This is a genomic window from Halopseudomonas maritima, assembly GCF_021545785.1.
In the GTDB taxonomy this organism is placed as follows: Bacteria; Pseudomonadota; Gammaproteobacteria; order Pseudomonadales; family Pseudomonadaceae; genus Halopseudomonas; species Halopseudomonas maritima.
On sequence record NZ_CP079801.1, the window covers coordinates 3,060,298 to 3,086,660 of the forward strand.

At 62.2% G+C, this 26,363-nt stretch carries 27 protein-coding genes; 18 read left to right on the forward strand and 9 right to left on the reverse strand.

The genetic code is table 11. The annotated features are described in order from the left end of the window. Positions 1–51: 51 nt before the first annotated feature. Positions 52–1,842: a protein-disulfide reductase DsbD gene (gene dsbD, locus HV822_RS14105; RefSeq protein ID WP_238870790.1), complete on the reverse strand. Its 1,791-nt coding sequence runs from the start codon at positions 1,840–1,842 to the stop codon at positions 52–54. 156 nt (positions 1,843–1,998) lie between these two features. Beyond that, entirely contained in the window at positions 1,999–3,966 is a 1,968-nt protein-coding gene (locus HV822_RS14110) for a methyl-accepting chemotaxis protein (protein WP_238870791.1), read from the reverse strand. A 177-nt stretch (positions 3,967–4,143) separates the two neighbouring features. Between HV822_RS14110 and HV822_RS14115 the strand changes: the two genes are divergently transcribed. Genes HV822_RS14115 through HV822_RS14130 form a run of 4 tightly spaced genes read left to right on the forward strand, consistent with a single transcriptional unit; the run spans position 4,144 to position 7,389 of the window. Next, complete coding sequence (locus HV822_RS14115) at positions 4,144–5,103, forward strand: DUF2333 family protein (protein ID WP_238870792.1); 960 nt, start codon at positions 4,144–4,146, stop codon at positions 5,101–5,103. A gap of 3 nt (positions 5,104–5,106) precedes the next feature. Continuing rightward, the gene (locus HV822_RS14120) at positions 5,107–5,652 is read left to right on the forward strand and encodes an NUDIX hydrolase (RefSeq protein ID WP_238870793.1); all 546 of its coding nucleotides are present in this window, start codon (positions 5,107–5,109) and stop codon (positions 5,650–5,652) included. After that, the gene (locus HV822_RS14125; RefSeq protein ID WP_238870794.1) at positions 5,649–6,014 is read left to right on the forward strand and encodes a translation initiation factor Sui1; all 366 of its coding nucleotides are present in this window, start codon (positions 5,649–5,651) and stop codon (positions 6,012–6,014) included. The genes HV822_RS14120 and HV822_RS14125 overlap by 4 nt, the downstream gene beginning before the upstream one ends. A gap of 1 nt (position 6,015) precedes the next feature. Then, entirely contained in the window at positions 6,016–7,389 is a 1,374-nt protein-coding gene (locus HV822_RS14130; protein ID WP_238870795.1) for an MATE family efflux transporter, read from the forward strand. Between the two features lie 13 nt (positions 7,390–7,402). Here the strand turns inward: HV822_RS14130 and HV822_RS14135 are convergent, their stop codons facing one another. The 4 genes from HV822_RS14135 to HV822_RS14150 all read right to left on the reverse strand — a co-directional run bounded on the left by HV822_RS14135 (position 7,403) and on the right by HV822_RS14150 (position 10,856). After that, positions 7,403–8,185: a methyltransferase domain-containing protein gene (locus HV822_RS14135; protein ID WP_238870796.1), complete on the reverse strand. Its 783-nt coding sequence runs from the start codon at positions 8,183–8,185 to the stop codon at positions 7,403–7,405. A 68-nt stretch (positions 8,186–8,253) separates the two neighbouring features. Beyond that, a complete protein-coding gene (gene ppa / locus HV822_RS14140; RefSeq protein ID WP_238870797.1) occupies positions 8,254–8,781 on the reverse strand; it encodes an inorganic diphosphatase in 528 nt (175 codons plus the stop codon). 198 nt (positions 8,782–8,979) lie between these two features. Further along, a complete protein-coding gene (locus tag HV822_RS14145; RefSeq protein WP_238870798.1) occupies positions 8,980–9,429 on the reverse strand; it encodes a GNAT family N-acetyltransferase in 450 nt (149 codons plus the stop codon). A 167-nt stretch (positions 9,430–9,596) separates the two neighbouring features. Then, a complete protein-coding gene (locus HV822_RS14150; protein ID WP_238870799.1) occupies positions 9,597–10,856 on the reverse strand; it encodes a 6-phosphofructokinase in 1,260 nt (419 codons plus the stop codon). A gap of 334 nt (positions 10,857–11,190) precedes the next feature. On the opposite strand from HV822_RS14150, the gene mpl reads away from it, so the two are divergent. Then, a complete protein-coding gene (mpl, locus tag HV822_RS14155) occupies positions 11,191–12,552 on the forward strand; it encodes a UDP-N-acetylmuramate:L-alanyl-gamma-D-glutamyl-meso-diaminopimelate ligase (RefSeq protein ID WP_238870800.1) in 1,362 nt (453 codons plus the stop codon). Next, on the forward strand, positions 12,545–13,147 hold the full coding sequence (locus HV822_RS14160) for a flavin prenyltransferase UbiX (RefSeq protein WP_238870801.1): 603 nt from the start codon (positions 12,545–12,547) through the stop codon (positions 13,145–13,147). Before mpl ends, HV822_RS14160 begins: the two co-directional genes overlap by 8 nt. 36 nt (positions 13,148–13,183) lie before the next feature. Here HV822_RS14160 and HV822_RS14165 read toward each other — a convergent pair whose 3' ends face one another. After that, complete coding sequence (locus HV822_RS14165; protein ID WP_238870802.1) at positions 13,184–13,639, reverse strand: MaoC family dehydratase; 456 nt, start codon at positions 13,637–13,639, stop codon at positions 13,184–13,186. A 222-nt stretch (positions 13,640–13,861) separates the two neighbouring features. On the opposite strand from HV822_RS14165, the gene HV822_RS14170 reads away from it, so the two are divergent. Then, complete coding sequence (locus HV822_RS14170) at positions 13,862–14,446, forward strand: LON peptidase substrate-binding domain-containing protein (RefSeq protein ID WP_238870803.1); 585 nt, start codon at positions 13,862–13,864, stop codon at positions 14,444–14,446. A gap of 12 nt (positions 14,447–14,458) precedes the next feature. Here HV822_RS14170 and HV822_RS14175 read toward each other — a convergent pair whose 3' ends face one another. Together HV822_RS14175 and HV822_RS14180 are read right to left on the reverse strand one after the other, a co-directional pair. After that, positions 14,459–15,661, reverse strand: a complete 1,203-nt coding sequence (locus HV822_RS14175; protein ID WP_238870804.1) for a DedA family protein — start codon at positions 15,659–15,661, stop codon at positions 14,459–14,461. Then, positions 15,655–16,389 (reverse strand): DNA-3-methyladenine glycosylase, encoded by a 735-nt coding sequence (locus HV822_RS14180; RefSeq protein ID WP_238870805.1) that lies wholly within the window; start codon positions 16,387–16,389, stop codon positions 15,655–15,657. Before HV822_RS14180 ends, HV822_RS14175 begins: the two co-directional genes overlap by 7 nt. A gap of 122 nt (positions 16,390–16,511) precedes the next feature. On the opposite strand from HV822_RS14180, the gene HV822_RS14185 reads away from it, so the two are divergent. From HV822_RS14185 to lipB, 11 genes are read left to right on the forward strand one after another with little or no spacing between them, the layout of a single operon-like run. Further along, positions 16,512–17,777: a glutamate-5-semialdehyde dehydrogenase gene (locus HV822_RS14185; protein WP_238870806.1), complete on the forward strand. Its 1,266-nt coding sequence runs from the start codon at positions 16,512–16,514 to the stop codon at positions 17,775–17,777. 10 nt (positions 17,778–17,787) lie between these two features. Further along, positions 17,788–18,426, forward strand: coding sequence for a nicotinate-nucleotide adenylyltransferase (nadD, locus tag HV822_RS14190; RefSeq protein WP_396264894.1), 639 nt, complete (start codon positions 17,788–17,790; stop codon positions 18,424–18,426). Positions 18,427–18,434: 8 nt separating this feature from the next. Further along, positions 18,435–18,791 (forward strand): ribosome silencing factor, encoded by a 357-nt coding sequence (gene rsfS, locus HV822_RS14195; protein WP_238870807.1) that lies wholly within the window; start codon positions 18,435–18,437, stop codon positions 18,789–18,791. Positions 18,792–18,797: 6 nt separating this feature from the next. After that, on the forward strand, positions 18,798–19,265 hold the full coding sequence (gene rlmH / locus HV822_RS14200) for a 23S rRNA (pseudouridine(1915)-N(3))-methyltransferase RlmH (RefSeq protein ID WP_238870808.1): 468 nt from the start codon (positions 18,798–18,800) through the stop codon (positions 19,263–19,265). Between the two features lie 3 nt (positions 19,266–19,268). After that, positions 19,269–21,149, forward strand: a complete 1,881-nt coding sequence (mrdA, locus tag HV822_RS14205; protein ID WP_238870809.1) for a penicillin-binding protein 2 — start codon at positions 19,269–19,271, stop codon at positions 21,147–21,149. Next, on the forward strand, positions 21,146–22,279 hold the full coding sequence (rodA, locus tag HV822_RS14210) for a rod shape-determining protein RodA (protein ID WP_238870810.1): 1,134 nt from the start codon (positions 21,146–21,148) through the stop codon (positions 22,277–22,279). Before mrdA ends, rodA begins: the two co-directional genes overlap by 4 nt. Positions 22,280–22,290: 11 nt before the next feature. Then, positions 22,291–23,283, forward strand: coding sequence for a lytic murein transglycosylase B (gene mltB / locus HV822_RS14215; RefSeq protein ID WP_396265167.1), 993 nt, complete (start codon positions 22,291–22,293; stop codon positions 23,281–23,283). Between the two features lie 11 nt (positions 23,284–23,294). Further along, the gene (locus HV822_RS14220) at positions 23,295–24,191 is read left to right on the forward strand and encodes a septal ring lytic transglycosylase RlpA family protein (RefSeq protein ID WP_238870811.1); all 897 of its coding nucleotides are present in this window, start codon (positions 23,295–23,297) and stop codon (positions 24,189–24,191) included. A 47-nt stretch (positions 24,192–24,238) separates the two neighbouring features. Continuing rightward, the gene (locus tag HV822_RS14225) at positions 24,239–25,438 is read left to right on the forward strand and encodes a D-alanyl-D-alanine carboxypeptidase family protein (protein ID WP_238870812.1); all 1,200 of its coding nucleotides are present in this window, start codon (positions 24,239–24,241) and stop codon (positions 25,436–25,438) included. 10 nt (positions 25,439–25,448) lie between these two features. Beyond that, positions 25,449–25,727: an HP0495 family protein gene (locus HV822_RS14230; RefSeq protein WP_238870813.1), complete on the forward strand. Its 279-nt coding sequence runs from the start codon at positions 25,449–25,451 to the stop codon at positions 25,725–25,727. After that, entirely contained in the window at positions 25,727–26,356 is a 630-nt protein-coding gene (gene lipB / locus HV822_RS14235) for a lipoyl(octanoyl) transferase LipB (RefSeq protein ID WP_238870814.1), read from the forward strand. Before HV822_RS14230 ends, lipB begins: the two co-directional genes overlap by 1 nt. Positions 26,357–26,363: the final 7 nt, after the last annotated feature.

The window sequence follows — 26,363 nt, forward strand, 5'->3', positions numbered from 1 at the left end:
GGCCTGTCCAGAAGGGGAATATTGACATCAGATGTCAGCATGATGGCTGCATTATGGCGCAATATTATTTTGGCCGGCGCGTTCTGCAAGTGCGGCGAATTCGTTCTTTGAGACTTCGCCCTGAATGCGCAGGTCACGCAGCTCGGTGCCGTTGGCGGAAAAAAACAGGTAGGCCGGCGGACCAAACAGGTTGTGCTGTGTCAGCCAGGCCCGTTGGGCAGGGGTGTTGTCGGTGACATCCAGTTTGAGGCGCAGGTGGCCGCCCAGCAGTGTCTGAATGTCGGGCTGGTTGAGAATGGTGCGCTCCATGACCTTGCAGCTGATACACCAGTCGGCATAAACGTCGACGATGGCAGGCTGTCCCTGCTCGGCCGCCTGTACCAATGCCTGCTGCAGCTGTGCCGGGTCTTGCAGTGTGGTGAACAAGGACGCTTGGGCGCTGGTGCCCACGCCACCAGTCAGTGGTTGCAGAGGCCGCAGCGGGTCTTCGCCGCCGGCCAGCGCGCCGAACAGCGCCGCTGCGGCGTACAGGCCAAATAGCAGAGCGATGGTCTGGCGCAGATACTGGCCACTTTGCAGGGACGCCAGACGCACAGCCAGGCCGGCGGCCAGCGCCGCCCACAGCGCCAGGCTCAGCGGGCCGGGCAGCACCCGCTCCAGCAGCCAGATGGCGACCGCCAGCAGACCAAAGCCGAACAGATGCTTGACTGTTTCCATCCAGGGGCCGGAGCCGGGCAGCAGGCTTTTGCCAAACAGCGTGACCAGCAGCAGCGGTGTACCCATGCCCAGGCCCAGGGCAAACAGGTTGATGCCGCCGCCGATGGTGTCCCCGGTGCTGCTGATGTAAACCAGTGCGCCGGCCAGCGGCGCGGAAATGCAGGGCGAGACCACCAGTGTGGAGAGAGCGCCCATGGCGGTGGCGCCGGGCAGCGAGCCACCGTGCGCGCGACGATTCAGGCGATCCAGGGGCTCGCGCAGGGCGGCTGGCAGGCGCAGGTCGAACACGCCGAACATGGCCAGAGCAAAAAGCAGGAAGAACAGTGCAAAGGTGCCCAGCACCCAGGGCGACTGCAGGCGTGCCTGCAGGTTGAGAGCCGCGCCGAAGCTGCCAATCAGTGCGCCGACGATGGCCAGGGTAACGGCCATGCCTAGCACGTAGCCCAAGGCCAGGCTCATTGCGCGAGCACGGCCTATCTGACTGCGGCCCAACACCATGCTCGACAAAATCGGCAGCATCGGCAACACGCAGGGGGTAAAGGTCAGACCCAAGCCAGCGGCGAAGAACAGCAGCAGGGTAATCAGCCCGCCGCGCTCGATGGCAGGCGTATTCTGGGCCGCATCAGTAGGGGGGGGAACGGTGGCGGGGGTGGCGCTGCCCAGGGCGGAGGGTAACTCCAGGGCGACGGTTTCGGGTGGGTAGCACAGGCCGGCGTCGGCGCAGCCCTGAAAACCGAGGTTCAGTTGACGTGTGCCGGCTGGCACGGCCGCCGGGTCCAGGGTGATTTGCAGTTGGTTGTAGTACACCTCCACATCGCCGAAGTACTCGTCGGTCTTGTGGATACCGTCCGGCAGCTGCATCTCGAGGGACACTCCCTCGTCGGTGCTGACCTGCAGGCGGTGACGGTAGAGGTAATAGCCCGGCGCAATGTCGACGATCAGGGCCAGTCGTTCGTCGTCGGCGTCCAGTACACCAGGACGGAAAGCCTCATGCACGGGCAGAAAGTCAGCCTGGTTGCTGCTGCCCTGCAGCAAGCTGCCGGCGCTGCGACTATCGGTGAACTGGGCGTGGGCGGCGCTGGCGCAGAGCAGTAGCGCGAGCAGGACGAGACGAAGCGCGGACATGGGATAACCGACCTGAAAAACAGACGGTCATCATACGGTGTGTGCCGTGCCGGCGGAAGGGCGCGGCGGCCCTTGGGTGGTCGCCTAAGTGTTGCCAAATGGGACAAGGAAGCGCTGATTCACTTCGCAGGACGCGGGAAATGGATCACTGCCTGCTCAGATTCGAAACGCCGATACCGCCGACAGCAGCGCTCGGCTGCGCTGGCTGATTTGCTGGGTATGCTGTCGGGTATGGCTGACCATGCCCAGGTTGGCGTCGCTCAACTGGTGAATCTGCTGGCTGTTCTCGCGAATGGTGCGTACCCGCTCAGACTGGGCGTCAGTGTGGGTGGCGATATGTTCGGCCAGCTCGGTAATGCGGTCGATGGCGTTGACGATGCGCCCCAGAGCGGCGTCTGCCAGCTGTCCCTGTTCGGCGGTATGGCGTGCATGCTTGACCTGCTCTTCCATCTGGCCGGCGGATTGGCGGGCCACCTGTTGCAGGCGCTCGATCAACTGGCGAATCTCCTGCGTAGAGCCTGCCGTGCGTTGCGCCAGCCCACGAACTTCATCGGCAACCACGGCAAAACCGCGCCCGGCCTCGCCAGCCCGCGCCGCCTCAATGGCCGCATTCAGGGCCAGCAGGTTGGTCTGTTCAGCAATACCCTGAATGACCTGCAAGACGCCACCGATGGTGTCGGATTCGGCCACCATGCGATCAATGGTGCGGGCACTGCTTTGTACCTCCTGCACCAGCTGTTGCATTTGCGCGATGGTGCCACCGATGACTTTCTGGCCGTCGCGTACTTCGCGGTTGGCGGCGCGCGCCAGTTCTGCGCTTTCGCCGGCGTTGGTGGCGACCAGTCGGATGGCCTCGTCCATGCCGCCGATATCCTGATTGATGGACTGGGTGTCGCGCTGCTGCTGGGCGGCGCGGTCGTGGGTGTCAGCGGACAGTCGCTCCAGGTCGTCACTGGTGCCGCTGAGCGCCTCGGCCTGCTGGTTGATGGTGGTGACCAGTTCAATCAGATACTGGCGCAGCTGATTGGCCGCCAGCTCCAGTTGTTTCAGTTCACTGATGCGCGAGCTGGACTCGAGCGGCTGAGTGAAGTCGCCCTCGGCGTAGGTCGACAGCACCGGAGCGAAGCGGCCGATCGCCTTGGACAAGGCCCGCTGCGAGCGCTCGATCAGGAGCGCGATAAGAATGATCAGACCGATGATGGCCAGCTGTACGTTGCGCACCTGATGGGTGATACCGTCGCGGGCGGCAGTCAGTGCCGGGCGCATCTGCGCGGTGCCCGCTTGCAGGTTGTCGATCCTTTCTCCGGTAATTTGCTGCAGTTGCGCGCGTTCGGCGATCAGCGCGCCGGTGCGCTCAAGCTCGGCAGGATAGCGTTTGAGTAGCGACAGCAGGGTGCGTTTGAAGTCGGCGCCGGGGTCAACGGCGTCAGCGCTGCTGTCGGTATTGATGCCCAGCAAGGATGCGAAGGGGTCGTTGCTGTTTTCTTGCACAGCAATCACCCCCAGCAGCGGCAGCGCATCCAGTGCGGTGGCGCGCTCCTGTGCACCCTGCAGCAGGCGTTGCAGGTTGGTCAGCAATGCCGGGTCGTTCTGGCTGAACAGCTTGGCGCGCGCCAGGCTGATACGCAGCAGGTCTGCCTGCAGCTCGTCGATCAGACGGACATACTCCATCGCCTGGCGGGCGCCCTGTTGCTGACCGTCGCGGGCATAGCCGGCCAGGTGAGCCAGTTCGGCCTGTATTTCCCGTTCAGCCTGGGTCAGCAGCCCCTGCGGGTCGCCGGCGAGCTTGCCTACTGCCAGCAGGTCCGTTTGCATAAAGTCGATAAAGGCCGCCAGTGGCTCAGCTAGTGGCTGGCGGATGTCGTCAGGGAAAGCCTGCAGGTTGTCCTGCAGTGCGCTTGCGGTGTGTTGCGCTTGCTGCAGGCGAACAGCGTCGCCGCTAAGGCGGTAGGCCTCGGTGTCACGCTGCAGGGCCTGGGTTTGGCTGACAATATTCAGGTAGGCGTCCATCAGTGTGTAAGGCACCTTGAGTGCCTGCTGCGCCCACCACAGGCTGGCGGCCAGGGCGATGCCCACTGCAACCAGCAGGCAGGTGTTGAACAGAGTCAGGGTTTTCAGGCGCATGCGCGGGCTCTCGGACAGGGTGAGACGACCGCGATGATAGTGTCAGTTGTGTGACAGCTTGATGAAAGGTGGCGATGTGCCGTTACCCTTTACCCCGACATGATCGACCGCATCGGGCGGGCAGGGGTGACCTCACGGTGATATGCTGGTGCGCATGACAGCGACGGGAGTCTGGATATGGCATTTGGTAAAGGAAAGTCCGCTACACACACCGATGGCGACAAGAGCCGGCTGGGTAAGCTGATACTGGTTCCAGTACTGATCGTGCTGCTGATCCTCGTGTTGGTGGGTTGGTACTGGAGCAGTGAGCCGGGGCTTGAGCCCGTGGCCGGCACACCGAAAACCGAGCAGGTCAGCGGTGAGTACACGGCGATGACCTTGCGCGGGTTGATGTTGACGCTGTTGGACAAGCCCGGTGGTTATGTCAGCAACGACATCATGCCGCCAGGGCTGCTGATGGATAACATGCCCAACTGGGAGTACGGCGTGCTGGTGCAAGTGCGCGACATGACCCGTGCGCTGCGCCGCGACATGGCGCGCTCGCAGTCGCAATCCACCGAGGATCGCGATCTGGTCAAGGCCGAACCGCGGTTCCACTTCGATAACAACAGTTGGGCCATGCCGGCCAGCGAAAGTGAGTATCGTGACGGCGTCAAGGCGCTGGATAGCTACATAGCCCGCCTGCGCCGGGGGGAGGCCAACTTCTATTCCCGCGCCGACAACCTGTCCAGCTGGGTCAGCGACGTAAGCACGCGTCTGGGGTCACTGTCGCAGCGTTTGTCGGCCAGTGTTGGGCGTGCGCCGCTGATTGACGACGGCCAGCTGGGCGAGACTACGCCCTGGCTTGAGGTTGATGACGTGTTCTACGAGTCACGGGGCACGGCCTGGGCGCTGGTGCAGTTGCTGCGCGCTGTTGAGCACGACTTTGGCGATGTGCTGGAAAAGAAAAACGCCCTTGTCAGCCTGCAGCAGATTATTCGTGAGCTGGAGGCTGCCCAGCAGACCCTCTGGAGCCCGATGGTGCTCAACGGGGATGGCTTTGGCATGCTGGCCAATCATTCGCTGGTCATGGCCAATTATCTGTCGCGTGCCAACGCGGGCATGATCGAGCTGCGCCGGTTGCTGGAGCAGGGCTGATACGTGGATCACCAACAGGTAGAGGCGTATCTCAAGCGCTCAGGGGCTGAGCGGGTGGTGTATGTCGATGAGCATGACCAGCCGCTCGGCGAGGTAACTCGTGCTGAAGCGCAGGCGCGGGGGCTGATTACCCGCTGTACCTTTATTTTTGTGTTCAACAGTCGTGGCGAGTTGTGCGTGCATCAGCGCACGGCCCACAAGCGGCTGTATCCCGCGTTCTGGGATGTGGCTGCCGGCGGCGTGGTAGCCGCTGGCGAAAGCTACCTGCAAGGGGCCGAGCGGGAGCTGGCCGAGGAGCTGGGGGTGCAGGGCGTGCCGTTGACAGAGCACTTCCGCTTCTACTTTGACGCGCCTGACAGCCGTCTGTGGGCCGGGGTCTTCAGTTGCCGCTGGGATGGCCCCTTGCGTTTGCAGCCGGAGGAAGTGCAGGCCGCCCGTTGGGTCGATCTACGCGGTGATTGGCGGCGCGCTGGTGAGCAGTACGCACCTGACTCGCAGGAAGCCCTGGCACGGTTGTTGAAACACCCTTCTTTGGATCTTTCTGCATGAAAAAGACCGGTTTGCAGGCCCTGGGTGGCCTGGTCTATTCCACTGACTCTGGGCGCATGTGCCCTGACTGTGAACAGCCTCAGACTCAATGTCGCTGCGCCGAGCAGGCGATGCCCGAGGGTGACGGGGTTGCGCGGGTGCGCCGTGAAACCAAGGGGCGTGGTGGTAAAACGGTTACCACGGTGAGTGGGGTGCTGTTGAAAGCAGATGACCTAAAGGCATTGGCCAAGCGCCTGAAGAATCGCTGTGGTTGTGGCGGTGCCGTCAAGGACGGCGTCATCGAGATTCAGGGGGATAAGGCTGAGCAGGTCTGTGAGCTGCTGAGCGCCGAGGGCTACCAGGTCAAACGCGCCGGAGGCTGATATGCCGCTGCTGGCGTATTGGCGCGATCAGGTCACCCAGCGCAAGGTCTGGGCCATTGCCTTTCCGTTAATTCTCTCCAATATCAGCGTGCCGCTGGTCGGGCTGGTCGACACCGCCGTGATCGGTCACCTGGACGCGGCTTATCATCTCGGCGCGGTTGCGGTCGGCAGCACCCTGTTTACTTTCGTACTCTGGGCAGCCGGCTTTCTGCGTATGGGGACCACCGGGTTTGCTGCGCAGGCGAGCGGCGCCGGCAACGGCAACGAACTTCGTCGGGTGCTGGCCCAGTCGCTGTGGCTGGCGCTGTTGTTGAGCCTGCTGGTGTTGCTGCTGCGCGAGCCGTTGCTGCTTGCCGGATTGCACTATCTCGACAGCAGTCCGGCGCTGCTGGAGCAGGCCGGGCTGTACTTCCATATTCGGCTCTGGAGCTTGCCGGCGGCGCTGGCCAACTTTGTGTTGATCGGCTGGTTTATTGGTGCGCAGAACAGCCGTGCTCCCTTCGCCATGCTGCTGACCGTTAACCTGTGCAACATTGCGCTGGACCTGTTGCTGGTGGTCTGGCTGCAGTGGGGCGTGGCTGGCGCCGCCTGGGCCAGTGTGTGCGGCGATTACCTCGGGCTGATGCTGGGCCTGATGCTGCTGCAACCGATTTTGCGCCGCCATCCTGGGCGTGTGGTCTGGTCTCAGGTGTTGGGCCTGCGTGGTGCGGCGCCTCTGCTGCGGGTCAATCGTGACATTCTCATTCGCACGCTGGCGTTGCAGTCGGTGTTTTATCTGCTGGTGGTGCAGGGTGCGCAGTTGGGAGATGAGGTGGTGGCCGCCAACGCGGTGTTGCTTAACTTCATGCTGCTCACCTCCCATGCCCTGGATGGCCTGGCGCATGCGCTGGAAGCCCTTGGCGGGCATGCCCTGGGTCGCCGTGATCGACGCCAGCTAAGCGCAGTGCTGGTGGTGACCGCGGTGTGGTCGCTGCTGCTCAGCCTGGGCTTTGTGCTGGTGTTCATGCTGGCCGGTGAGGCGATCATCGCACTGCTCACGGACTTGGCGACGGTGCGTACCGTTGCAGGCGAGTATTTGCCCTGGATGGCGCTAATGCCCCTGGTGACGGTGTGGAGTTACCTGCTTGATGGGTTGTTCATCGGCGCATCGCGCGCGTTGGCCATGTGCAACGCCATGCTGCTGGCGCTGGTCTGTTATCTGCCCCTCGTCTGGTATTTGCAGGGGCTGAATAATCATCTGGTGTGGTTCGGTTTCATGGCGTTCATGGCGCTGAGAGCGCTGTTTCTTGGGGGCTGGTTCATCTGGTTGTGGCGTACCGACCGCTGGATGCCGGCGGGTGACAGCAGCTGCCGTAGTGATGAGTTAAGTGCATGATTGGGGGGCGCACTTAACGGCTGGGTTGGGGGCGTAGCCACCAGTGCAGATAACGGCCCAGGTGCTGATAGGCGGGGTGCTGGCTATAGCGCAGCTCAAACTCGATCAGGTCATCGAGGCTGCTGTTGCTGCAAAAGGGTTCGGGCATGTAGTCGTAAAACACCCTGACACCGCTGGTGCCCTCGCACCTAAGGCCGGCAGCCTCAGTCCAGGCTTTCACGTTCTGCGGATCCAGTGGCTGCTGCGGTGTCAGGCCGCTTTTGCCCTGGCCGGACAGTGGTTTCTTGCGCAGCTTCTTGAACTGGCCCTTGACCAGATTTTTGTAGATCAGCGCGTCGCGATTGTAGAACGCCAGTGACAGGGCGCCGCCTGGCAGTAGCAGCGTAGCCAGCTGTGCTAGCGCGTCGGCGGGCTCGGCCAGCCACTCCAGCACCGCATGAAAAACCACCAGATCATACTGCTCACCCTGCGCTGCAAGGGTCTGCAAGGGTGATTGCAGGTAGCGTACTGGCTGCGGGGGATTGCTCACGTCGATGCGCTCGCGGGCGGCTTCAAGCATCACGTCTGAGGGCTCCGCAACCGTCAGCTGATGGCCCAAACCCGCCAGCCAGCAGCTGATTTGCCCCAGCCCGGCACCAATATCGAGGATGCGCAGCGGCCTGTCGGCTTGCATGAGCGCAGGCATCCACTGTTGCATGTCGCGTTGCAACACGGCAAGGCGAATGGCGCCTTTGGGGCTGTCGTAGATGCGTTTGGCAAAGCGCGCACCCAGATGGTCGAAGTAGCGGTCAGTCATGGCCAGACTCTGCCGTGCAGGCATAAAAAAAGCCAGCTTGTGGCCGGCTTTTTAGCGGGGCGAAACGCTTATTTTTGGTAAGCGTTTACAGCCTTGACGATTTCCGCACGGGCTTCTTCAGCGCTGCCCCAGCGGTCGATCTTGACCCACTTGCCAGCTTCAAGATCCTTGTAGTTCTCGAAGAAGTGCTGAATTTGCTGAATCAGCAGCTCGGGCAGGTCGGTGTATTCTTTGATGTCGCGATACAGCACGCTCAGCTTGTCGTGCGGTACGGCGATCAGTTTGGCATCTCCGCCACCGTCGTCGGTCATGTGCAGCACGCCAACCGGGCGCGAGCGGATGACAGAACCCGGCGCAACCGGGTGCGGGGTTACAACCAGCACGTCCAGCGGGTCGCCGTCGTCGGCCAGGGTGTTGGGGATGTAGCCATAGTTGGCCGGGTAGAACATCGGGGTAGCCATGAAGCGGTCAACAAACAGCGCGCTGCTGTCCTTGTCGATCTCGTACTTGATCGGCGCGTGGTTGGCTGGGATTTCGATGGCGACGTAGATGTCGTTGGGAATGTCTTTGCCGGCGGGGATCTTGTCGTAGCTCATGGGTTTCCTGAGGGCCGTAGTGGAAAATTGGCCGGCATTATAGGCGCATCGGGCCAGCTATACCAAGCAAAAAGGGGTGAACCTTGGTCGTAGTGCAGTTGGTCGGGTGCACGGGTACGGCCAGTTGCCGAGCAGCTGTTGGTTGATCGAACGCTGCTGCGACAACAGGTTGTCGCTATAACCGCCTTTGTGGACCGGTTACTTCAGCCTGAGAGCGAAGTACATGAAGTCGTGGTCGTTGCTGAAACCCAGTGAGCGATACAGGCTCTGGGCGACCATGTTGTCTTCGCCGGTCATCACGGTCATGCGTTCGATACCTGCCTCGCGCGCGAGGTTTTTGGCGTGATTGATCAGCTTGTCGGCCACCAGTTGGCGCCGCGCCTCTTCAATCACGTAGATACCCTTGAGCACCCAGCTGGCAGAGAGGGTCAATGCCGAAAAGCTGGGAATAAACTGACAGAAGCCCAGCGCCTTGCCCGAATCCTCGTCTTCGGCGACCAGGATAATTGCTTGCTCGTGTGCCAGGCGCGCTTCAAGAAAGCGGCGGGAGGCTTCTGGCTTGGCCAGTTGCCCGTAGGTTTCGCGGTACTTGATGAACAGTGGGGTTACCTCGTCAAGGTGGTCAACATCAGCCTGTACTATGCGCATACGAATCCCCTGATAATGGTCATTAAGTGTCTATGAGGTTTTTTGTGGTCACTCTCCGCATCCTGCATCAGCCCTGAGCAATCTGCAATCGCGGAGCATAAAAAAACCGCCGGCAGCGCGTTGGCTGCGGGCGGTTTGTTGTTTTGCTTTGCTGCTCAGTATGGACGTCAGACCGAGAAGGGCGGCAGTTTTTTCTCGACCGTCTGTCGCTTCAGGGTAACGTACTGCGGCAGGCCGTTGCTGAAAGGCGGGAAGTCTTCTCCCTGGATCAGGGGAGAGAGATAGCGGCGGCAGGCGTCGGTAATGTGGAAGCCGTCTTCGGTGATGAAATCGCGTGGCATAAACTTCTCGACGTTAGCCACATCCTTGAGCGGTGCTTCAATGATGTCCCACTCGTAGGGCGCGTCATTCAAACGGCGTACCGCCGGCATGATGGCGTTTTTGCCCTGCAGGGCGATTTCCACGGCGGCCTTGCCCAGGGCGTAGGCCTGATCCACATCGACCTTGGCGGCGATGTGGCGCGCTGCGCGCTGCAGGTAGTCGGCAACCGCCCAGTGGTACTTGTAGCCCAGCTCGTCCTTGACCAGCTTGGCAATGGTCGGTGCCACGCCGCCCAGTTGAGCGTGGCCGAAGGCGTCGGTCAGGCCCGACTCGGAGAGGAACTTGCCTTCCTTGTTCTTGATGCCTTCGGATACGCCGATTACGCAGTAGCCGTAGGTTTTGACGCACTCGTCGACGCGAGCCAGGAAGGCCGGCTGGTCGAACTCGACTTCCGGGAACAGCAGAATGTGCGGCGGTTGACCCTCGCCTTCGCTGGCCAGGCCGCAGGCGGCAGTGATCCAGCCGGCGTGGCGGCCCATTACTTCGAGAATGAACACCTTGGTAGAGGTGGCGGCCATGGAGGCAACGTCAAAACCGGCTTCACGGATGGACGTGGCGACGTACTTGGCCACCGAGCCAAAGCCCGGGCAGCAATCGGTGATGGGCAGGTCGTTGTCCACGGTCTTGGGTACATGGATCGCCTGAATCGGGTAGCCCAACGTCTCGGACAGCTGGGAGACCTTCAGGCAGGTGTCGGCTGAGTCGCCGCCGCCGTTATAGAAGAAGTAGCCGATATTGTGGGCCTTGAAGACCTCAATCAGACGCTCATACTCGGCGCGGTTGGCTTCCAGGCTTTTCAGCTTGTAGCGGCAGGAGCCGAATGCGCCGGACGGGGTGTGGCGCAGGCCGGCGATGTCTTCAGCCGACTCAAGGCTGGTGTCGATGAGTTCTTCGGTCAGTGCGCCGATGATGCCGTTGCGACCGGCGTAAACAGTGCCGATCTGATCCGGGTACTGGCGAGCCGTTTCAATAACGCCTGCGGCAGAGGCGTTGATGACGGCGGTGACCCCACCGGATTGGGCATAAAAAGCGTTCTTGACGGTCATGCGAACTCCATGTGTAAGACGTGATCGAAGTCGTCCGGGCAGAGAATAGTGCAACAAAAACGCCCCGGAAGCGGGGCAGGGGCGGACAGATGCGCGCATGATAGCCGAAAAGCTGTTGCGCTTGCATGTCCGTCGGGCGGACGCCGGTGCTTGACATCAGCGTGGCCGTCGCCATCCTGTTTCGCTTTCAGCTTTCAGCTTTCAGCTTTCAGCTTTCAGCTTTCAGCTTTCAGCTTTCAGCTTTCAGCTTTCAGCTTTCAGCTTTCAGCTTTCAGCTTTCAGCTTTCAGCTTTCAGCGTAAGCTGTAGCCCTACGACAGTCACAAGGAATATTCATGCATCTCCACATTCTCGGCATCTGTGGCACCTTTATGGGGTCGCTGGCCTTGCTGGCACGTGAGCTGGGCCATGAGGTCAGCGGCTCGGATGCCAATGTCTATCCGCCCATGAGCACCCAGCTGGCCGAGCAGGGGATCGTGCTGCAGGAAGGTTATGATCCGGCGCATCTTACGCCGGCGCCAGATCTGGTGATTGTCGGTAACGCCATGGCGCGTGGCAATCCGGCGGTGGAGTACATGCTCGATCAGGGCATGCCCTATGTCTCCGGCCCGGAATGGCTGGCGCGGCATGTGTTGCAGGATCGCTGGGTACTGGCGGTAGCTGGCACCCACGGCAAAACGTCAACGTCCAGCCTGCTGGCCTGGCTGCTGGAAGATGCGGGTATGTCGCCGGGCTTTCTGATTGGCGGGGTGCCGCAGAACTTTGGTATCTCCGCTCGCCTTGGCGGTACGCCCTTTTTTGTAGTGGAAGCAGACGAGTACGACAGCGCCTTCTTCGACAAACGCTCGAAATTTGTTCACTACCGTCCGCGTACGGCCGTGCTGAACAACCTGGAATTTGACCACGCGGATATCTTCCCTGATCTGGCTGCCATCGAGCGGCAGTTTCACCATCTGGTGCGCACTGTTCCCGCCTCCGGCCTGATCATCCATCCGGCGCAGGACGAGGCGCTGCAGCGCGTGGTCAAGATGGGCTGCTGGACGCCGTGTCAGACCACCGACGAGGGCGGAACCTGGCAGGCGCGGCTGCTCAGTGATGACGGTTCGCGCTTTGAGGTGTGGCTCGACGGCGAGCTGCAAGGCGTAGCTGAATGGCAGCAGACCGGTCAGCACAATGTGGCAAACGCACTATCGGCCTTGGCGGCTGCGCGCCATGTGGGTGTGACACCAGCGCAGGGGATTGCCTCCTTGGGCGGCTTCCGCAATGCCAAGCGTCGGATGGAAAAGCTGGCCGACATCAACGGCATCAGTGTGTACGACGATTTTGCTCATCACCCGACGGCGATTGCCACCACGCTGGCTGGCTTGCGCGCTCAGATCGGTGATGCGCCGCTGATCGCGGTGATTGAGCCGCGCTCCAACACCATGCGTCTGGGTAGCCACATGGCGGCGTTGCCCGCCAGTGTTGCCGATGCGTCGCAAGTGTTCTGGTATCAGCCGGCAGGTTTGGACTGGTCGCTGGACGGCGTGGTGGCTGGTAGCCCGGTTCCGGCGCAGGTGGCCAGCGATCTGGACGCGATTGTCGAGCAGGTCGTGGCTGTTGCAACGCCGCAGACGCGAGTGGTGGTGATGAGTAACGGTGGCTTTGGCGGCATCCATCAGCGGCTGATTCAGGCGCTGGAGGCGCGTCATGGCTGAGCGGGTTACGCTGGCAGTTACCGGTGCGTCCGGCGCCCAGTACGCGATGCGTCTGCTGGGCTGTCTGGTCGAGGCCGGTGTAGAAGTCTCGTTTCTGATTTCGCAGGCGGCGCAACTGGTCGTGGCGACGGAAACCGAATGGCAGCTGCCGCCCAAACCGCAGGCGCTGGAGCACTACCTGACCGAGCAATTCAAGGCGGCAGAAGGGCAAATCAGGGTCTACGGCAAGCAGGACTGGATGGCGCCGGTGGCTTCAGGCAGTGGTGCACCGGCAGCCATGGTGGTGTGCCCCTGTTCAACCGGCACCTTGTCTGCGATTGCGACCGGGGCCAGTAACAATTTGATCGAGCGGGCCGCCGATGTGGCGCTGAAAGAACGCCGCAAACTGATTCTGGTGCCGCGTGAGACGCCATTTTCCAGTATTCATCTGGAAAACATGCTGAAGCTCAGTCAGATGGGCGCGGTGATCATGCCGGCGAGCCCCGGCTTTTATCACAAGCCGCAGTCGATTGATGATCTGATCGATTTTGTGGTGGCGCGGATTCTGGGGCAATTGGGGATTGAGCAGGCGCTCATGCCGCGTTGGGGCGAGTAGTAGGCTGCGGCTATCGCGCCGCAGCCCGGCAGCAGATCAGACGAAGTACAGCGACAGGCCTTCGGAGATAAACGCGGGCTTGTCCACGCCCTCGATTTCCAGGGTGTTGCGGGCTTTCAGCAGCCACTGCCCCGGATTCTTCTCGGTGACGTCAACGATGGTGCTGTGCAGACGCACGCGCGAGCCAACGCGAACCGGCTGGATGAATCGCAGGCTATCCATGCCGTAGTTGACGGCCATTTTCAGACCTTCCGGACGCGGCAGCAGGCCTTCGGACAAAGTCGGTACCAGCGACAGTGACAGGAAGCCGTGGGCGATGGTGCCGCCGAATGGGGTTTTCTTGGCCTTTTCTTCGTCGATGTGAATGAACTGGTGGTCGCCAGTGCACTCGGCGAATTGGTTGACGCGCTCCTGGTCGACCAGCAGCCAGTCAGAATGCCCCATGTCCTTGCCGATGAGGGAGGTTAGTTCAGATACGGGAATGGCTGTCATATTACTCTCCGTGATTCTTATTGTGTGGGGTGCGCCCGGCAGTGTTACCCTGCGGCGCTAAGGTGTCTACGCCAGCATGTTTGCAAGGGGGCGGGTGGGGGTCAATGCAGGTTTGGCTTTCATTGGTCTGCTGAATGATCCAACCACCTGTAAGCAGGCTATGTCGGGTAGGCAAGATTGACAAGAGGCGCTGAGCAAGGAGGCGGCCTTTCGGGGGGATGCATGAGCGAAGCAGTAGCAGTCTTTCCGCTGAAATCTCTGCTGTTACCCGGATGTCATCTGGATCTGCAGATTTTTGAGGCGCGTTATCTGGATATGGTCAGCCGCTGCTTTCGGCAACAGCAGGGCTTTGTCGTGGTGGGGCTGGAGTCGGGCTCTGAGATGGGTTCGGGCAATCTGCGCTTTGGCGCGATTGGTTGCGAGGCGCGCATCATCGACTGGCAGCAGCGCGATAATGGCTTGTTGGGAATTCGGGTGCTGGGCGACCGGCGTGCGCGGCTGAGCGACGTGCAGGTGGCCGGGGACGGGCTGGTCACTGCGCAGGCGCGCTGGTTACCCGAGCAACTGGATGCCAGCCTGCAGGCCGACCACGACGAGTTGCTCCAGCTGCATCAGGCGCTGTTGCAGCACCCCTTGGTGCAGCGCCTGGATCTGCCGCCGGTTGAGGGCAGTCAGCAGCGCCTGGCCTGGCAGCTAACCAGCTTGCTGCCGCTGCCGTTGGAGCAGAAAAACCAATTGCTGGCCATCGACCGGCCAGAGGAGCGTCTGCAGTGCATTGGTGATTGGTTGCAGCAGGTGCAGGCCTAGGCAAGCGCTTCCTTAAGCCAGCAGCCAGATAGCAACCAGATAGGGCCAGAGCGCGATCAGCCATCGTAGCGTCCGCGGCGGTGTAGGCAGCGGGCCGAAGCGCTCGGTCAGCCAGCACGCCAGCAGCCCGGCGCTGACAGCGCAGAGCAGAGCGCGCAGCAGTTCCAGCGGCCCTAGGGCCTGGTGTTGCAGCAGGTTGCTAAGCAGCAGGCCGAGCAGCGGAAGGGGGTAAAGCAGCCAGCTGGCGCGCCACCAGAAATGCCGCCCCCGGTTGCAGATCACCAGCAGGGCGCAGAGTAGCGAGAGCACCAATGTGCTGGTTGCCGCCAGCGGGCTCAGGCCAATCACCCAGTCCAGCAGCACGGCAAAGCCCAGTGTCAGCAGCAACAGACTCAGAGCGCGCCACTGACGACAGGCCAGCAACAACAGTGCAATCGGCAGGGCGACCAGCAACAGGCTGGGGTGCAACAGGCGCAGTCGCTCGGTGCCGGGCAGTTGCAGGTACTCGCGGCTGCTGATCAAGGTGTCGCTGAAAATCGCCAGCGCACTTTGGTTGCTGGTCAGCACCAGCAACGCCAGCAAGCAGAGTGCCGCCGCTGCCAGCGCGCTCCAGCGCCGCTGCAGGCGCAGCAGATAAAGGCTGCCACCGATCACGATCACTGCCCCGACGGCGACACTCAAGGCCTGATTCCAGAACAGCGGCGGTACCGCCCAGCGCGCCGCGCGGCCAGCGGAGTAGCCGGGAATCAGATAGGCCGGTGCCCAAGCCACGGCAGATAGCAGGTTGATGGTGATAAAACGCCAGGCGGGCATGTCGAACATGCCGGCTACCAGCGGGATGATGGGACGAATGGGGCCGATGAAGCGGCCCAAAACCACGCTGACCCAGCCGTAGCGGCGGAAAAAGCGCTCGCCGCGGTCGATCCATTGCGGGTGGCGGCGAAACAGCGACAGACGGCGAATGTCCTGATGAAACCAGCGCCCGAGAGCAAAGCTGAGCAAATCACCAATGACCGCGCCGCAGAACGCCCAGGCAATGGCCTCCAGTAGCGGCATATCGGCACCGGCGGCCAGCGCGGCAAAGGCAAACAGCAGAAATACCCCGGGTACGACCAATCCGGCGACCGCCAGCGATTCGGTCAGCGACACCAGAAAGATCGCCAGGCCCAGCCACTGAGTATGGGCGCCCAGCCATTGGGTCAGCTCGCTCAGCATGGGTGGCTTTCCTGTCGCACCTGCTGGTGCGCCGCTTCCAGCGCCAGGCGGTGGTAGTGCTCGCCTTCAATCTGGCCACGCCGGGCCGGGTTGCGGGTGCAGTGCCGGCTGTAGGCGGCGTCGACCCAGCGGTAGAGCAGGTGCTCGTCGCGACCGCTGGGGATACCCAGGCGCGGGGCGCGCAGTACCTGGTTGGGCTGGTAGCCGTCGTCTTCGAGCAGCAACTGGTCAGCACTAAAGCGCTGCGCGTTCCAGTCCGGTACGCGGATCTGCAGCGAGCGGCACAGCAGTGTTTGCCCGGCGCACAGCCGCTCGGGTGCGCGAGCCCCGCCGCTGGCGCTGGGGTTGAGCGTTTGCATCCGGACCAGGCTGTCGGCTGGGCTGAGCGCGTCGACCACCGGATAGCCCGATTTGAGCAGCACGCCGCAGCCCTCGCCCAGTGAGCTGCAGTTCATCGAGTCGCCGCCCCGGGCGTAGTACATGTAGATCGTACCGGGCGCCATGAACAGGGCGCGCCGGGCCTCGGTGTAGCCGAGCGAGGCGTGGCTACCGCGCTCCTCCAGCAGGTACGCCTCAGTCTCGATGATGCGCGCCGCCAGCCACTGGCCGTTGAGTCTGCGGCGAATCACCTTGCCCAACAGGGCAACCGCCAGCGTGCGGGCATCTTGCTGAAAGAAATGCTCTGGCAAGGGTATCGGGGAGGGGATGCGGGTGCGGGTATCGGGCATGGGCTCATGGTAGCAGGCGGTGGATGACACATTGAATTGCACAGCGACCGCAGGCGGCGCTGTCAAGCCATTGGTGACCCGGCTATAATGCCGCATTTGGTCAACCGGTGGCAGGAGTTAGCATGAGTGCGGAACAGGTAGCGGTATACATGACGACGCTGGGGCAGCAGGCCCGTACGGCCTCGCGCGTGATTGCCCGTGCCCCAACCGCCGTCAAGAATGCTGCCTTGCTGGCGACTGCTGAAGCCATCGAAGCCGCCACCGAGCAATTGGTTGCAGCCAACCAGCTGGACCTGCAGGCCGGCCGTGACAATGGCCTGGACGACGCCATGCTGGATCGTCTGGCGCTCACGCCGGCTCGCTTGGCAGCCATGGTCGAGGGTTTGCGTCAGGTCGCGGGCCTCGATGATCCGGTCGGTGCGTTGCGTGACATGAAGTTTCTGCCCTCCGGCATTCAGGTTGGCAAGATGCGGGTGCCGCTGGGCGTCATCGGTATCATTTACGAGTCGCGCCCCAACGTGACGGTAGAGGCGGCCAGTCTTTGCCTGAAATCGGGTAATGCCTGCATCCTGCGCGGCGGCTCCGAGTCGATTCACTCCAACCGTGCGATTGCCGAGTGCCTGCGTCAGGGCCTGGCGGCGGCCGGTTTGCCGGATGACGTTGTGCAGGTGGTAGAAACCACTGATCGCGCGGCGGTTGGCGCACTGATCACCATGCCCGATTACGTTGATGTGATCGTGCCGCGCGGCGGCAAGGGCCTGATCGAACGCATCAGCCGTGAGGCACGGGTGCCGGTCATCAAGCATCTGGACGGCATCTGCCATGTGTACGTGGATGACCGTGCTGACTTTGACAAGGCCGAAGCCATTGTCATCAACGCCAAGACCCATCGTTACGGTGTGTGTAATGCAATGGAAACCCTGCTGGTCAACGAGGCCATTGCCGGGCCTTTCCTGCAGCGCGTGGCGCCGCTGTATGCGGCCAAGGGCGTTGAGCTGCGTGGCTGCCCGGCCACCTGCGCATTGCTGCCCGATGCCGTAGCGGCAACCGAGGAAGACTGGTCGAGCGAGTATCTGGCGCCGATCCTGTCGATCCGCGTGGTCGCCGATATGGATGCGGCCATCGAGCACATCAATACCTACAGCTCGCAGCACACCGACGCCATGGTGTCCGAGGATTACACCCGCGCCCGCCGCTTCATTGCCGAGGTGGACTCCAGTTCGGTGATGATCAATGCCTCGACCCGCTTTGCCGATGGTTTCGAGTATGGCCTGGGCGCGGAGATCGGTATCTCCACCGACAAGATCCATGCCCGCGGCCCGGTTGGTCTGGAAGGGCTGACCAGCGAGAAGTACGTGGTCTTCGGCGACGGTCATATTCGTCAGTGAGCCGTCGCTGATGCGCCGCGTTGGTCTGCTGGGCGGCACCTTTGATCCGATTCACTTCGGTCACCTGCGCAGTGCCGTGGAAGTCCGTGAGCAGCTGCAGCTCGATGAGCTACGGCTGATCCCCAGCGCCCGGCCGCCCCATCGCGATCAGCCTGGCGCCAGCGCCAGTGCGCGGTTACGTATGGTGGAGCTGGCGGTAGGGCAGCAGGGCGACTTGCAGGTGGATGATCGGGAGCTGCGGCGCGAGCGTCCGTCCTACACCGTAGAAACCCTGGAAACCCTGCGCGGCGAACTGGGCGCGGAGGTCGCGCTGTTTATGGTGCTGGGCTGGGATGCCTTTTGCGGATTACCGAGCTGGCACCGTTGGGAAGAGCTGCTGCAGTTGGCCAACCTGGTGGTGCTGCAGCGGCCCGATTACGACCTGGAAGTCCCCGAGGTACTGAAAGACCTGCTGGCCGCGCGCAGCGCAAGCCAGCCCGAGCGTAGCCATGGGCAGATCATCTGCCTGTCGCAAACGCCGCTGGCGATTTCTGCCACACATATTCGCGCGCTGGTTGCAGCGGGCGCTTCACCGCGCTTTCTGTTGCCGGACGCGGTGCTTGACTATATTGACAACGAAGGGCTGTACCGGCCCTCAACCGAGGATTGAAACCCCCCATGCAGATTGAAGAACTGGTCCAGCTGGTCGTCGATGCTCTGGAAGAGCTCAAGGCCAAAGACATCGTTAAGATCGATGTACGTGAGCACACCAGCGTGACCGACTACATGATCATCGCCAGCGGTACCTCCAACCGCCAGGTCAAGGCGCTGGCGGACAACGTGGTCGAGAAGGCCAAGGACGCCGGTCGCCAGCCGATGGGTGTCGAGGGCAAGGAGTCCGGCGAGTGGGTGCTGGTCGACCTGACTGATGTGGTGGTGCACATCATGCAGCCGGCTACCCGCGAGTTCTATGACCTGGAACGCCTTTGGCAGAGCGCCGAATCGCGTCGCGCCGCCCAGCAACCGACAGAGTAGGCCGGTTTGCGCATTCGCCTGATCAGCGTGGCCTCGCGCATGCCGCGCTGGGTCGAGCAGGGCTATCAGGAATACGCCAAGCGCCTGCCCCCCGAGCTGCCGCTGGAGCTGGTGGAAATTCCCCTGACCACGCGTGGCAAGAACGCTGACGTCGCGCGCTTGATGCGGCGCGAGGGCGAACAGATGCTGGCGGCTGTACAACCTGGGGAACGTATCGTCACCCTGGAGGTCAATGGTCGCGCCTGGTCTACCGAGACCCTTGCCGAGCAACTGGATAGCTGGCGTCTGGATGCGCGTACCGTCAACCTGATGGTGGGCGGGCCGGAAGGGCTGCCGGACGAGGTGACGGCGCGCAGCGATCAGCGTTGGTCGCTGTCGCCGTTGACCCTGCCGCATCCGCTGGTGCGCATCCTGCTCGCCGAGCAGTTGTACCGGGCCTGGACCATTCTCAATCGTCATCCCTATCACAAGTGATTCATGGCCAAGCCGATTCACCTGAAAGACCACAATATTGATGCCCGCATCGTGCAGCGCCGTTTGGTGCTGGCAGCGGTGGTTGTGGTTGCGCTGGTGGGCGCGCTGGTGGCGCGCATGTACCACCTGCAGGTGACTCAGTACGAGCATCACTCCACCCTGTCGGAAAACAATCGGGTGCACGTCCAGCCGATTCCGCCCACCCGCGGCCGTATCTACGACCGCAACGGTGTGGTACTGGCGGAGAACCGGCCCAGCTACAGTCTGACCATCACCCGTGACCGGGTTGAGGACCTGCCGGCCACCTTTGAGCTGCTGCGCTCGCTGCTGGCGCTCAGTGAAGAGGACCTGGCTCAGGCTGAGCGCCGCCTGTCGCAGGCGCGCCGTCCTTTCGAGTCGGTGCCAGTGATGTTCGAGCTGACCCAGGAGCAGATTGCCCGCATTGCGATCAACCAGTTCCGCCTGCCCGGTGTCGAGGTGCAGGCCAGCTTTGTGCGCTACTACCCCTACGCGGATCACTTTGCCCATGCGCTGGGCTATGTGGGGCGCATTAACGAGCAGGAACTCAAATCCATCGACCCGGTGGCCTATGCCGGCACCCACTACATCGGCAAGACCGGTATCGAGCGCTTTTACGAGCAACTGCTGCACGGCACTGTCGGTTATGAAGAAGTCGAAACCAATGCCCGTGGCCGGGTGCTGCGCGTGCTCAAGCGCACCGAGCCGGTGTCCGGAAGTGACCTGACGCTGGAGCTGGACGCCGAGTTGCAAGCGGTGGCCGAAGAAGCACTGGGTGATCGGCGCGGCGCGGTGGTGGCCATTGATCCGAACACCGGTGGGGTGCTGGCCTTTGTCAGCAAGCCCGGTTTTGACCCCAACCTGTTCGTCACGGGCATCAGTTACGCCGATTACGGCGCGCTGCGTGACTCGCTCGATCAGCCGTTGTTCAACCGGGTGCTGCGCGGCCAGTACCCTCCAGGGTCGACGATCAAGCCCATTGTCGCCCTGGCCGGCCTGGATGCCGGTGTAGTCACGCGCACCAGCCGGGTCTACGATCCGGGTTTCTACCAACTGCCCAATGTCAGTCATAAGTACCGCAACTGGAACCGTGCTGGCGACGGCTGGGTGGACATGTCCTACGCCATCGCCCGTTCCAACGACACCTATTTTTACGATCTTGCCCACAAACTGGGCATCGACCGGCTGCACGACTTCATGAGCCAGTTTGGTATTGGTCAACGCGTCTCCATCGACATGTACGAAGAGGCCGCCGGTCTGATGCCCTCGCGCGACTGGAAGCGTGGTCGGTACCGCCAGCCCTGGTATCCGGGCGAGACGCTGATTGCCGGTATCGGTCAGGGCTACATGCTGGCGACACCGCTGCAGCTGGCGCAATCCACCGCGCTGATCGCCAGCCGCGGTGTCTGGCATCGTCCACGCTTGCTCAAAGAGGCAGAAGGTTTGTTGCCGGACGAGTCTGACACGCCGCCGAACATCCAGATTCGCAATGACAGCGACTGGGACTTCATTACCCAGGCCATGCAGGATGTAATGCAGTCACCGCACGGTACTGCCCGTGCAGCGGCCGCCAACGCGCCCTACAACATGGCCGGTAAAAGTGGCACCGCGCAGGTGGTGGCGATTGCCCAAGGGGAACGCTACGACTCGGCAGCCTTGCGCGAGCGGCACCGGGACCACGCCCTGTTTGTCGGCTTTGCGCCGACAGAGAAGCCGATGATTGCAGTGGCTGCGCTGGTCGAGAACGGCGAGTCCGGTGGCCGCGTGGCAGGCCCGGTGGTTCGCGCGGTGTTTGACGCCTGGGTGCTGCCGCGCCTGCCGCAGGAGCCGGCGCCGGAGTCGGCGGAGCAGGAGACCACACCATGAAGTCGATGCCGGTGTCCGGACAGGGCCTGCGCAGCAGGGAGTCGATCTGGACCCGTATCCATGTTGACCCCTGGCTGTTGCTGTTGATTCTGGCGCTGGCGGCGGTGGACGCTTTTGTACTGTATTCGGCCAGTGGCAAGAACCTCGGCATGGTGTACCGACAGCTTGCCTATTTTGCCGTGGGTATTGCTGCCATGCTGGTGGTGGCGCAGTTTCAGCCGCGCTTTATGCAGCGCTGGGTACCTGTGGCCTATGTTGGCGGCGCCCTGTTGCTGGTGGCGGTGCTGGCGGTCGGCACCGAGGCCAAGGGCGCGCAGCGCTGGCTGACGATCCCGGGTGTGATGCGGTTTCAGCCATCGGAGATCATGAAGCTGGTGATGCCCATGAGCGTGGCCTGGTATCTGGGGCGGCGTACCTTGCCGCCGAGTTTCAAACACGTGGTCGGCTCGCTGGCGATTGTCATGGTGCCCACGGTGCTGATCCTCAAACAGCCGGATCTGGGCACCTCGCTGCTGATTGCTGCTTCGGGCATCTTTGCCTTGCTGCTGGCCGGGCTGCGCTGGCGCTATATCATCGGTGCGCTGCTGGCGCTGGCGCCGGCGGCCGCAGGGATGTGGTTCTTTGTTATGCACGGTTATCAGAAACAGCGCGTGCTGACCTTCCTCAACCCGGAAAGCGACCCGCTCGGTTCGGGCTGGAACATCATCCAGTCCAAGGCCGCTATCGGGTCGGGTGGGGTGTTCGGCAAGGGCTGGCTGCAGGGCACCCAATCGCACCTGGATTTCCTGCCGGAAGGCCATACGGATTTCATCATCGCCGTGCTCGCCGAAGAGTTCGGCATGGTGGGTGTTTGCCTGCTGCTGGGTATGTACCTGCTGGTGATCGCCCGCGGCATGGTGATTACGTTGCAAGCCCAGGATGCATTCTGCAAACTGCTTGCGGGCAGCATTACGCTGACCTTTTTCGTCTACGTATTCGTCAACATCGGCATGGTCAGTGGTCTGCTGCCGGTGGTGGGCGTGCCGCTACCCTTCATCAGCTACGGGGGAACTTCGCTGGTGACCCTGCTGCTGGGCTTCGGCATTCTCATGTCAATCCAGACACACAAGAAATGGATGGCACAAAGTTGATTGCATTTTCACTGTTTCGCCGCCAGTGCGCGGCACTCGTCCTGGGTTCCGCCTGTGTGCTGCCGGCGCAAGCGCAGGATTACGGCCCGGACCACCCCGGCGTGCCGGCCTTTATTGAGCAGATGCAGCGCGAGCACGGTTTCAGCGCCGAGCACGTGCAGGCCTTGCTGGATCAGGCCGAGCATCAGGACAACATTATCAAGGCCATTTCGCGTCCGGCCGAGCGGGTCAAACCCTGGCACGAGTACCGGGCCATCTTCATCACCGATCAGCGTATCGAGCGCGGCCTGGCGTTCTGGGCTGAACACGCCGACACCCTGGCGCGGGCCGAGCAGGAGTACGGCGTTGAGCCTGAAGTAATTCTCGCCATTATCGGCGTCGAGACCTTCTACGGCCGTAACATGGGCTCCTATCGGGTGCTGGACGCGCTGGCAACGCTCGGGTTCGACTATCCGCCGCGCGCCGACTTCTTCCGCAAGCAGCTGATGAGCTACATGGTGCTGACCCGTGAGCAGCAGATTGATCCGCTGACGCTGAAGGGCTCCTACGCCGGCGCCATGGGCTATGGGCAGTTCATCCCCTCCAGCTATCAGGCCTATGCGGTCGACTTTGATGGCGACGGCAAGGTCGATATCTGGAATAACCCGGTCGACGCCATCGGTAGTGTTGCCAATTATTTCCACCAGCACGGCTGGACCCATGGGGCCCAGGTGGCAGTTGCCGCTGAGGTGACGGGTGAGCGCGTGAAGGAGGGCATCACCGAGACCCAGGGTCTGGAGGCGCGGCGTACTGTGGCCGAGCTCAAGGCGCTCGGCTGGACGCCTAAGACTGCACTGCCGGATGAGCAGGAAGTAATGGCATTTGAGTTTGATGCCGGGGAACGAATGCAGTACTGGGTCGGTCTGAACAATCTGTACGTCATTACCCGCTACAACCGCAGCGTCATGTATGCCATGGTAGTGCACCAACTCGCAGACCTGTTACGTGAGGCCAGGCCCGAATGATGCCGACTGCCATGTCCCCGATACGTTGCCTGTTGCTCAGCAGCCTGGCAACGGTGCTGGTGGCCTGTTCTTCTGCGCCGCAAACCGGCAGCAGCACTACCAGCGCGCCGTCGTCCAGCGCCCCCCGGCCGCTGCACGACGGCCCGCCCAGCTATATGCAGGATGTGTCGCAGATCCCCGATGCGGTGCCGACACCGCATACCGGGGCCTACAAGGCCTCGCCGTACACGGTGCTGGGGCAGCGCTATCATCCGATGCAGGACGGGCGCAACTACCGGGAGGAGGGTACTGCCTCGTGGTACGGCACCAAGTTCCACGGCCAGAACACCGCCAACGGCGAGTTGTATGACCTCTACGGCATGACCGCAGCGCACAAGACGCTCCCGCTGCCGAGCTATGTAGAGGTCACCAACCTGGAAAACGGGCGCAAAATCATTGTGCGGGTCAATGACCGTGGTCCGTTCTATTCCGACCGCATCATTGACCTCTCCTTTGCCGCCGCCAAAAAGCTTGGGTATGCCGACCAGGGCACCGCCCGCGTGTTGGTGCAGGGCATTGACCCGGTGGCCTGGCAGCAGCAGAACAACCCCAGCTATCTGGTAACCCGTGAGGCAGTGAGTGCGGCGCCCGTGGCTGCTGCCCTGCCGCCAGAGCCGGTTGAAAACGTGCAGACTGGCCTCTATCTACAGGTCGGTGCCTTTGCTTCAAACCAGGCTGCCGAAGCGCTGCGCCAGCGTGTGCTGGGTGTGGTCGGCAGTAATGTCTGGGTCAGTCCGGTGCAGGTTGATACCCGCACATTGCATCGTGTTCGGGTTGGCCCGCTGTCCAGCCAGGACGAAGCGCGGCGGATGATCGAAACCCTGCGCGTGGCCAATCTGGGTACGCCCACGCTGGTCACCGTGAACTGAACAGCTGTATCCCTAACAACGTCTCTCTCCACCATATTGTGAGCACCATGTTGAAAAAACTGATTTCGACCCTGCTGATTTCCACCGCCGTTGTCGTGACCGGCGCTGCCCATGCGCAGAGCCCGGCCACGCCGACGCTGAACGCGCCTTCTGCGGCAGCACCGATTGTGCCATCGGCGCCGGACCTGGCGGCTACCAGCTACCTGCTGATCGACGCCAACAGTGGTGCGGTACTGGTCGAAAACAACGCCGACAACCCGTTGCCGCCCGCCAGTTTGACCAAGATGATGACCAGCTACATCGTCAGTCAGGAGATCAAGCGCGGCCAGATTGCTGAAAACGACCCCGTGCTGGTGAGTGAGAAGGCCTGGCGCATGGGCGGCTCCAAGATGTTTATCCGCGTGGGTACCGAGGTGTCGGTTATTGACCTGCTGCGTGGGGTCATCATCCAGTCTGGTAATGACGCCAGTATCGCCTTGGCCGAGCACGTTGCCGGCAGTGAAGATGCCTTTGCCGACCTGATGAACGCCCAGGCCCAGCGTCTGGGCATGACCAACAGCCATTTTGTTAATGCCACCGGTTGGCCGGCTGAGAATCACTACGCCTCGGCCCGCGATCTGGCCACCCTGGCGCAGGCGATCATCCGTGATGACCCCAAATCCCATTACGCCATTTACGGCGAGAAGGAATTTGTCTGGAACGAAATCCGCCAGCCCAACCGTAACCTGATGCTCTGGCGTGACAGCACCGTGGACGGCCTGAAAACCGGCCATACCGAAGAGGCCGGCTATTGCCTGGTGGCGTCTGCCAAGCGCGATGACATGCGCTTGATCTCGGTGGTCATGGGCACCACCAGTGAGGCGGCGCGCGCAGCCGAAACCCAGAAGCTGCTGACTTGGGGCTTCCGCTTCTTTGAAACCAAAACCTTCTACCAGCCGGGGCAGGTATTGTCCGAAGAGTCGGTCTGGAAGGGCGCGCAGAATAGCGTTGAGCTGGGCCTGCAGGATGGTCTGATGCTGACGCTGCCCAAGGGGCAGGCGGACAGGCTGGAGGCTGGTCTGACCCTGAACAAGCCTATCGTAGCGCCGATCCAGGTGGGCGATGTACTGGGTGAGGTAGAGGTCAAACTGGGTGATGAGGTGGTGCACAAGGCACCGCTGGTTGCCCTGTCTGCGGTCGAAGAGGCAGGCTTCTTTGGTCGCCTGTGGGATAGCATTCGCCTGTTCTTCTACGGCCTGTTTGACTGAGGAGTACCCCATGGCTGATGTAAACGAGCCCCAGGCTCCGAAAATCGAGTTCCCCTGCCAGTACCCGATCAAAGTGATCGGTACGGCCAGTGACGACTTTGCCGAGGCGATCTGCCAGGTAGTCAAAAAGCACGACCCAGGCGCTGATACCAGCGCCATCGAGCTCAAGGACAGTAAGAACGGTCGCTTTCTGTCGCTGCGCATCGTGATTACCGCGACTGGACAGCAACAACTCGAAGCGCTGCACCGTGATCTCAAGGCGACCGGTCGCGTGCACATGGTGCTGTGATGGGCGCCTCGCCCCTCCTGCAGGTGCGCCATCTGGGGCTGGTTGACTACCAGCCCACGCTCGAGGCCATGCGTCGGCTGACTGAAGAGCGTGGCCCCGATACGCCTGATGAAATCTGGTTGCTGCAGCATCCCCGCGTGTTCACTCAGGGGCAGGCGGGCAAGGCAGAACACGTGCTGGCTCCCGGAGACATACCGGTGGTGCAGGCCGAGCGCGGCGGTCAGGTGACCTACCATGGTCCTGGCCAGCTGGTCGGTTATCTCATGCTGGATTTACGCCGCCTGGGTCTGGGTGTGCGCGACCTGGTCACGGCCATGGAGCAAAGCCTGGTCGATGTGCTCGCATTGCATGGCGTGGTTGCAGCCCCCAGGGCAGATGCGCCTGGCGTCTATGTTGGCGCCGACAAAATAGCCTCGCTGGGGTTGCGTGTGCGCAGGGGCTGCTCGTTCCATGGCCTGGCGCTGAATCTGGATATGGATCTGGAGCCCTTCGGGCGGATCAATCCCTGTGGCTATGCAGGGCTGCGCATGACGCAGCTGAGCGAGCATGTCGCCCAGCCGGTGGATATCGCGGTGATTGAGCAGCAGCTGGCCCAGGCGCTGCGGGCGCGGCTGGGCTACAGCGCCTAGCGGCGCT

Coding starts and splice junctions, on each gene's coding strand:
- dsbD (WP_238870790.1), bottom strand. CDS start 1,842: ATGTCCGCGCTTCGTCTCGTCCTGCTCGCGCTACTGCTCTGCGCCAGC.
- HV822_RS14110 (WP_238870791.1), bottom strand. CDS start 3,966: ATGCGCCTGAAAACCCTGACTCTGTTCAACACCTGCCTGCTGGTTGCA.
- HV822_RS14115 (WP_238870792.1), top strand. CDS start 4,144: ATGGCATTTGGTAAAGGAAAGTCCGCTACACACACCGATGGCGACAAG.
- HV822_RS14125 (WP_238870794.1), top strand. CDS start 5,649: ATGAAAAAGACCGGTTTGCAGGCCCTGGGTGGCCTGGTCTATTCCACT.
- HV822_RS14130 (WP_238870795.1), top strand. CDS start 6,016: ATGCCGCTGCTGGCGTATTGGCGCGATCAGGTCACCCAGCGCAAGGTC.
- HV822_RS14135 (WP_238870796.1), bottom strand. CDS start 8,185: ATGACTGACCGCTACTTCGACCATCTGGGTGCGCGCTTTGCCAAACGC.
- ppa (WP_238870797.1), bottom strand. CDS start 8,781: ATGAGCTACGACAAGATCCCCGCCGGCAAAGACATTCCCAACGACATC.
- HV822_RS14145 (WP_238870798.1), bottom strand. CDS start 9,429: ATGCGCATAGTACAGGCTGATGTTGACCACCTTGACGAGGTAACCCCA.
- HV822_RS14150 (WP_238870799.1), bottom strand. CDS start 10,856: ATGACCGTCAAGAACGCTTTTTATGCCCAATCCGGTGGGGTCACCGCC.
- mpl (WP_238870800.1), top strand. CDS start 11,191: ATGCATCTCCACATTCTCGGCATCTGTGGCACCTTTATGGGGTCGCTG.
- HV822_RS14160 (WP_238870801.1), top strand. CDS start 12,545: ATGGCTGAGCGGGTTACGCTGGCAGTTACCGGTGCGTCCGGCGCCCAG.
- HV822_RS14165 (WP_238870802.1), bottom strand. CDS start 13,639: ATGACAGCCATTCCCGTATCTGAACTAACCTCCCTCATCGGCAAGGAC.
- HV822_RS14170 (WP_238870803.1), top strand. CDS start 13,862: ATGAGCGAAGCAGTAGCAGTCTTTCCGCTGAAATCTCTGCTGTTACCC.
- HV822_RS14175 (WP_238870804.1), bottom strand. CDS start 15,661: ATGCTGAGCGAGCTGACCCAATGGCTGGGCGCCCATACTCAGTGGCTG.
- HV822_RS14180 (WP_238870805.1), bottom strand. CDS start 16,389: ATGCCCGATACCCGCACCCGCATCCCCTCCCCGATACCCTTGCCAGAG.
- HV822_RS14185 (WP_238870806.1), top strand. CDS start 16,512: ATGAGTGCGGAACAGGTAGCGGTATACATGACGACGCTGGGGCAGCAG.
- nadD (WP_396264894.1), top strand. CDS start 17,788: ATGCGCCGCGTTGGTCTGCTGGGCGGCACCTTTGATCCGATTCACTTC.
- rsfS (WP_238870807.1), top strand. CDS start 18,435: ATGCAGATTGAAGAACTGGTCCAGCTGGTCGTCGATGCTCTGGAAGAG.
- mrdA (WP_238870809.1), top strand. CDS start 19,269: ATGGCCAAGCCGATTCACCTGAAAGACCACAATATTGATGCCCGCATC.
- rodA (WP_238870810.1), top strand. CDS start 21,146: ATGAAGTCGATGCCGGTGTCCGGACAGGGCCTGCGCAGCAGGGAGTCG.
- HV822_RS14220 (WP_238870811.1), top strand. CDS start 23,295: ATGTCCCCGATACGTTGCCTGTTGCTCAGCAGCCTGGCAACGGTGCTG.
- HV822_RS14225 (WP_238870812.1), top strand. CDS start 24,239: ATGTTGAAAAAACTGATTTCGACCCTGCTGATTTCCACCGCCGTTGTC.
- HV822_RS14230 (WP_238870813.1), top strand. CDS start 25,449: ATGGCTGATGTAAACGAGCCCCAGGCTCCGAAAATCGAGTTCCCCTGC.
- lipB (WP_238870814.1), top strand. CDS start 25,727: ATGGGCGCCTCGCCCCTCCTGCAGGTGCGCCATCTGGGGCTGGTTGAC.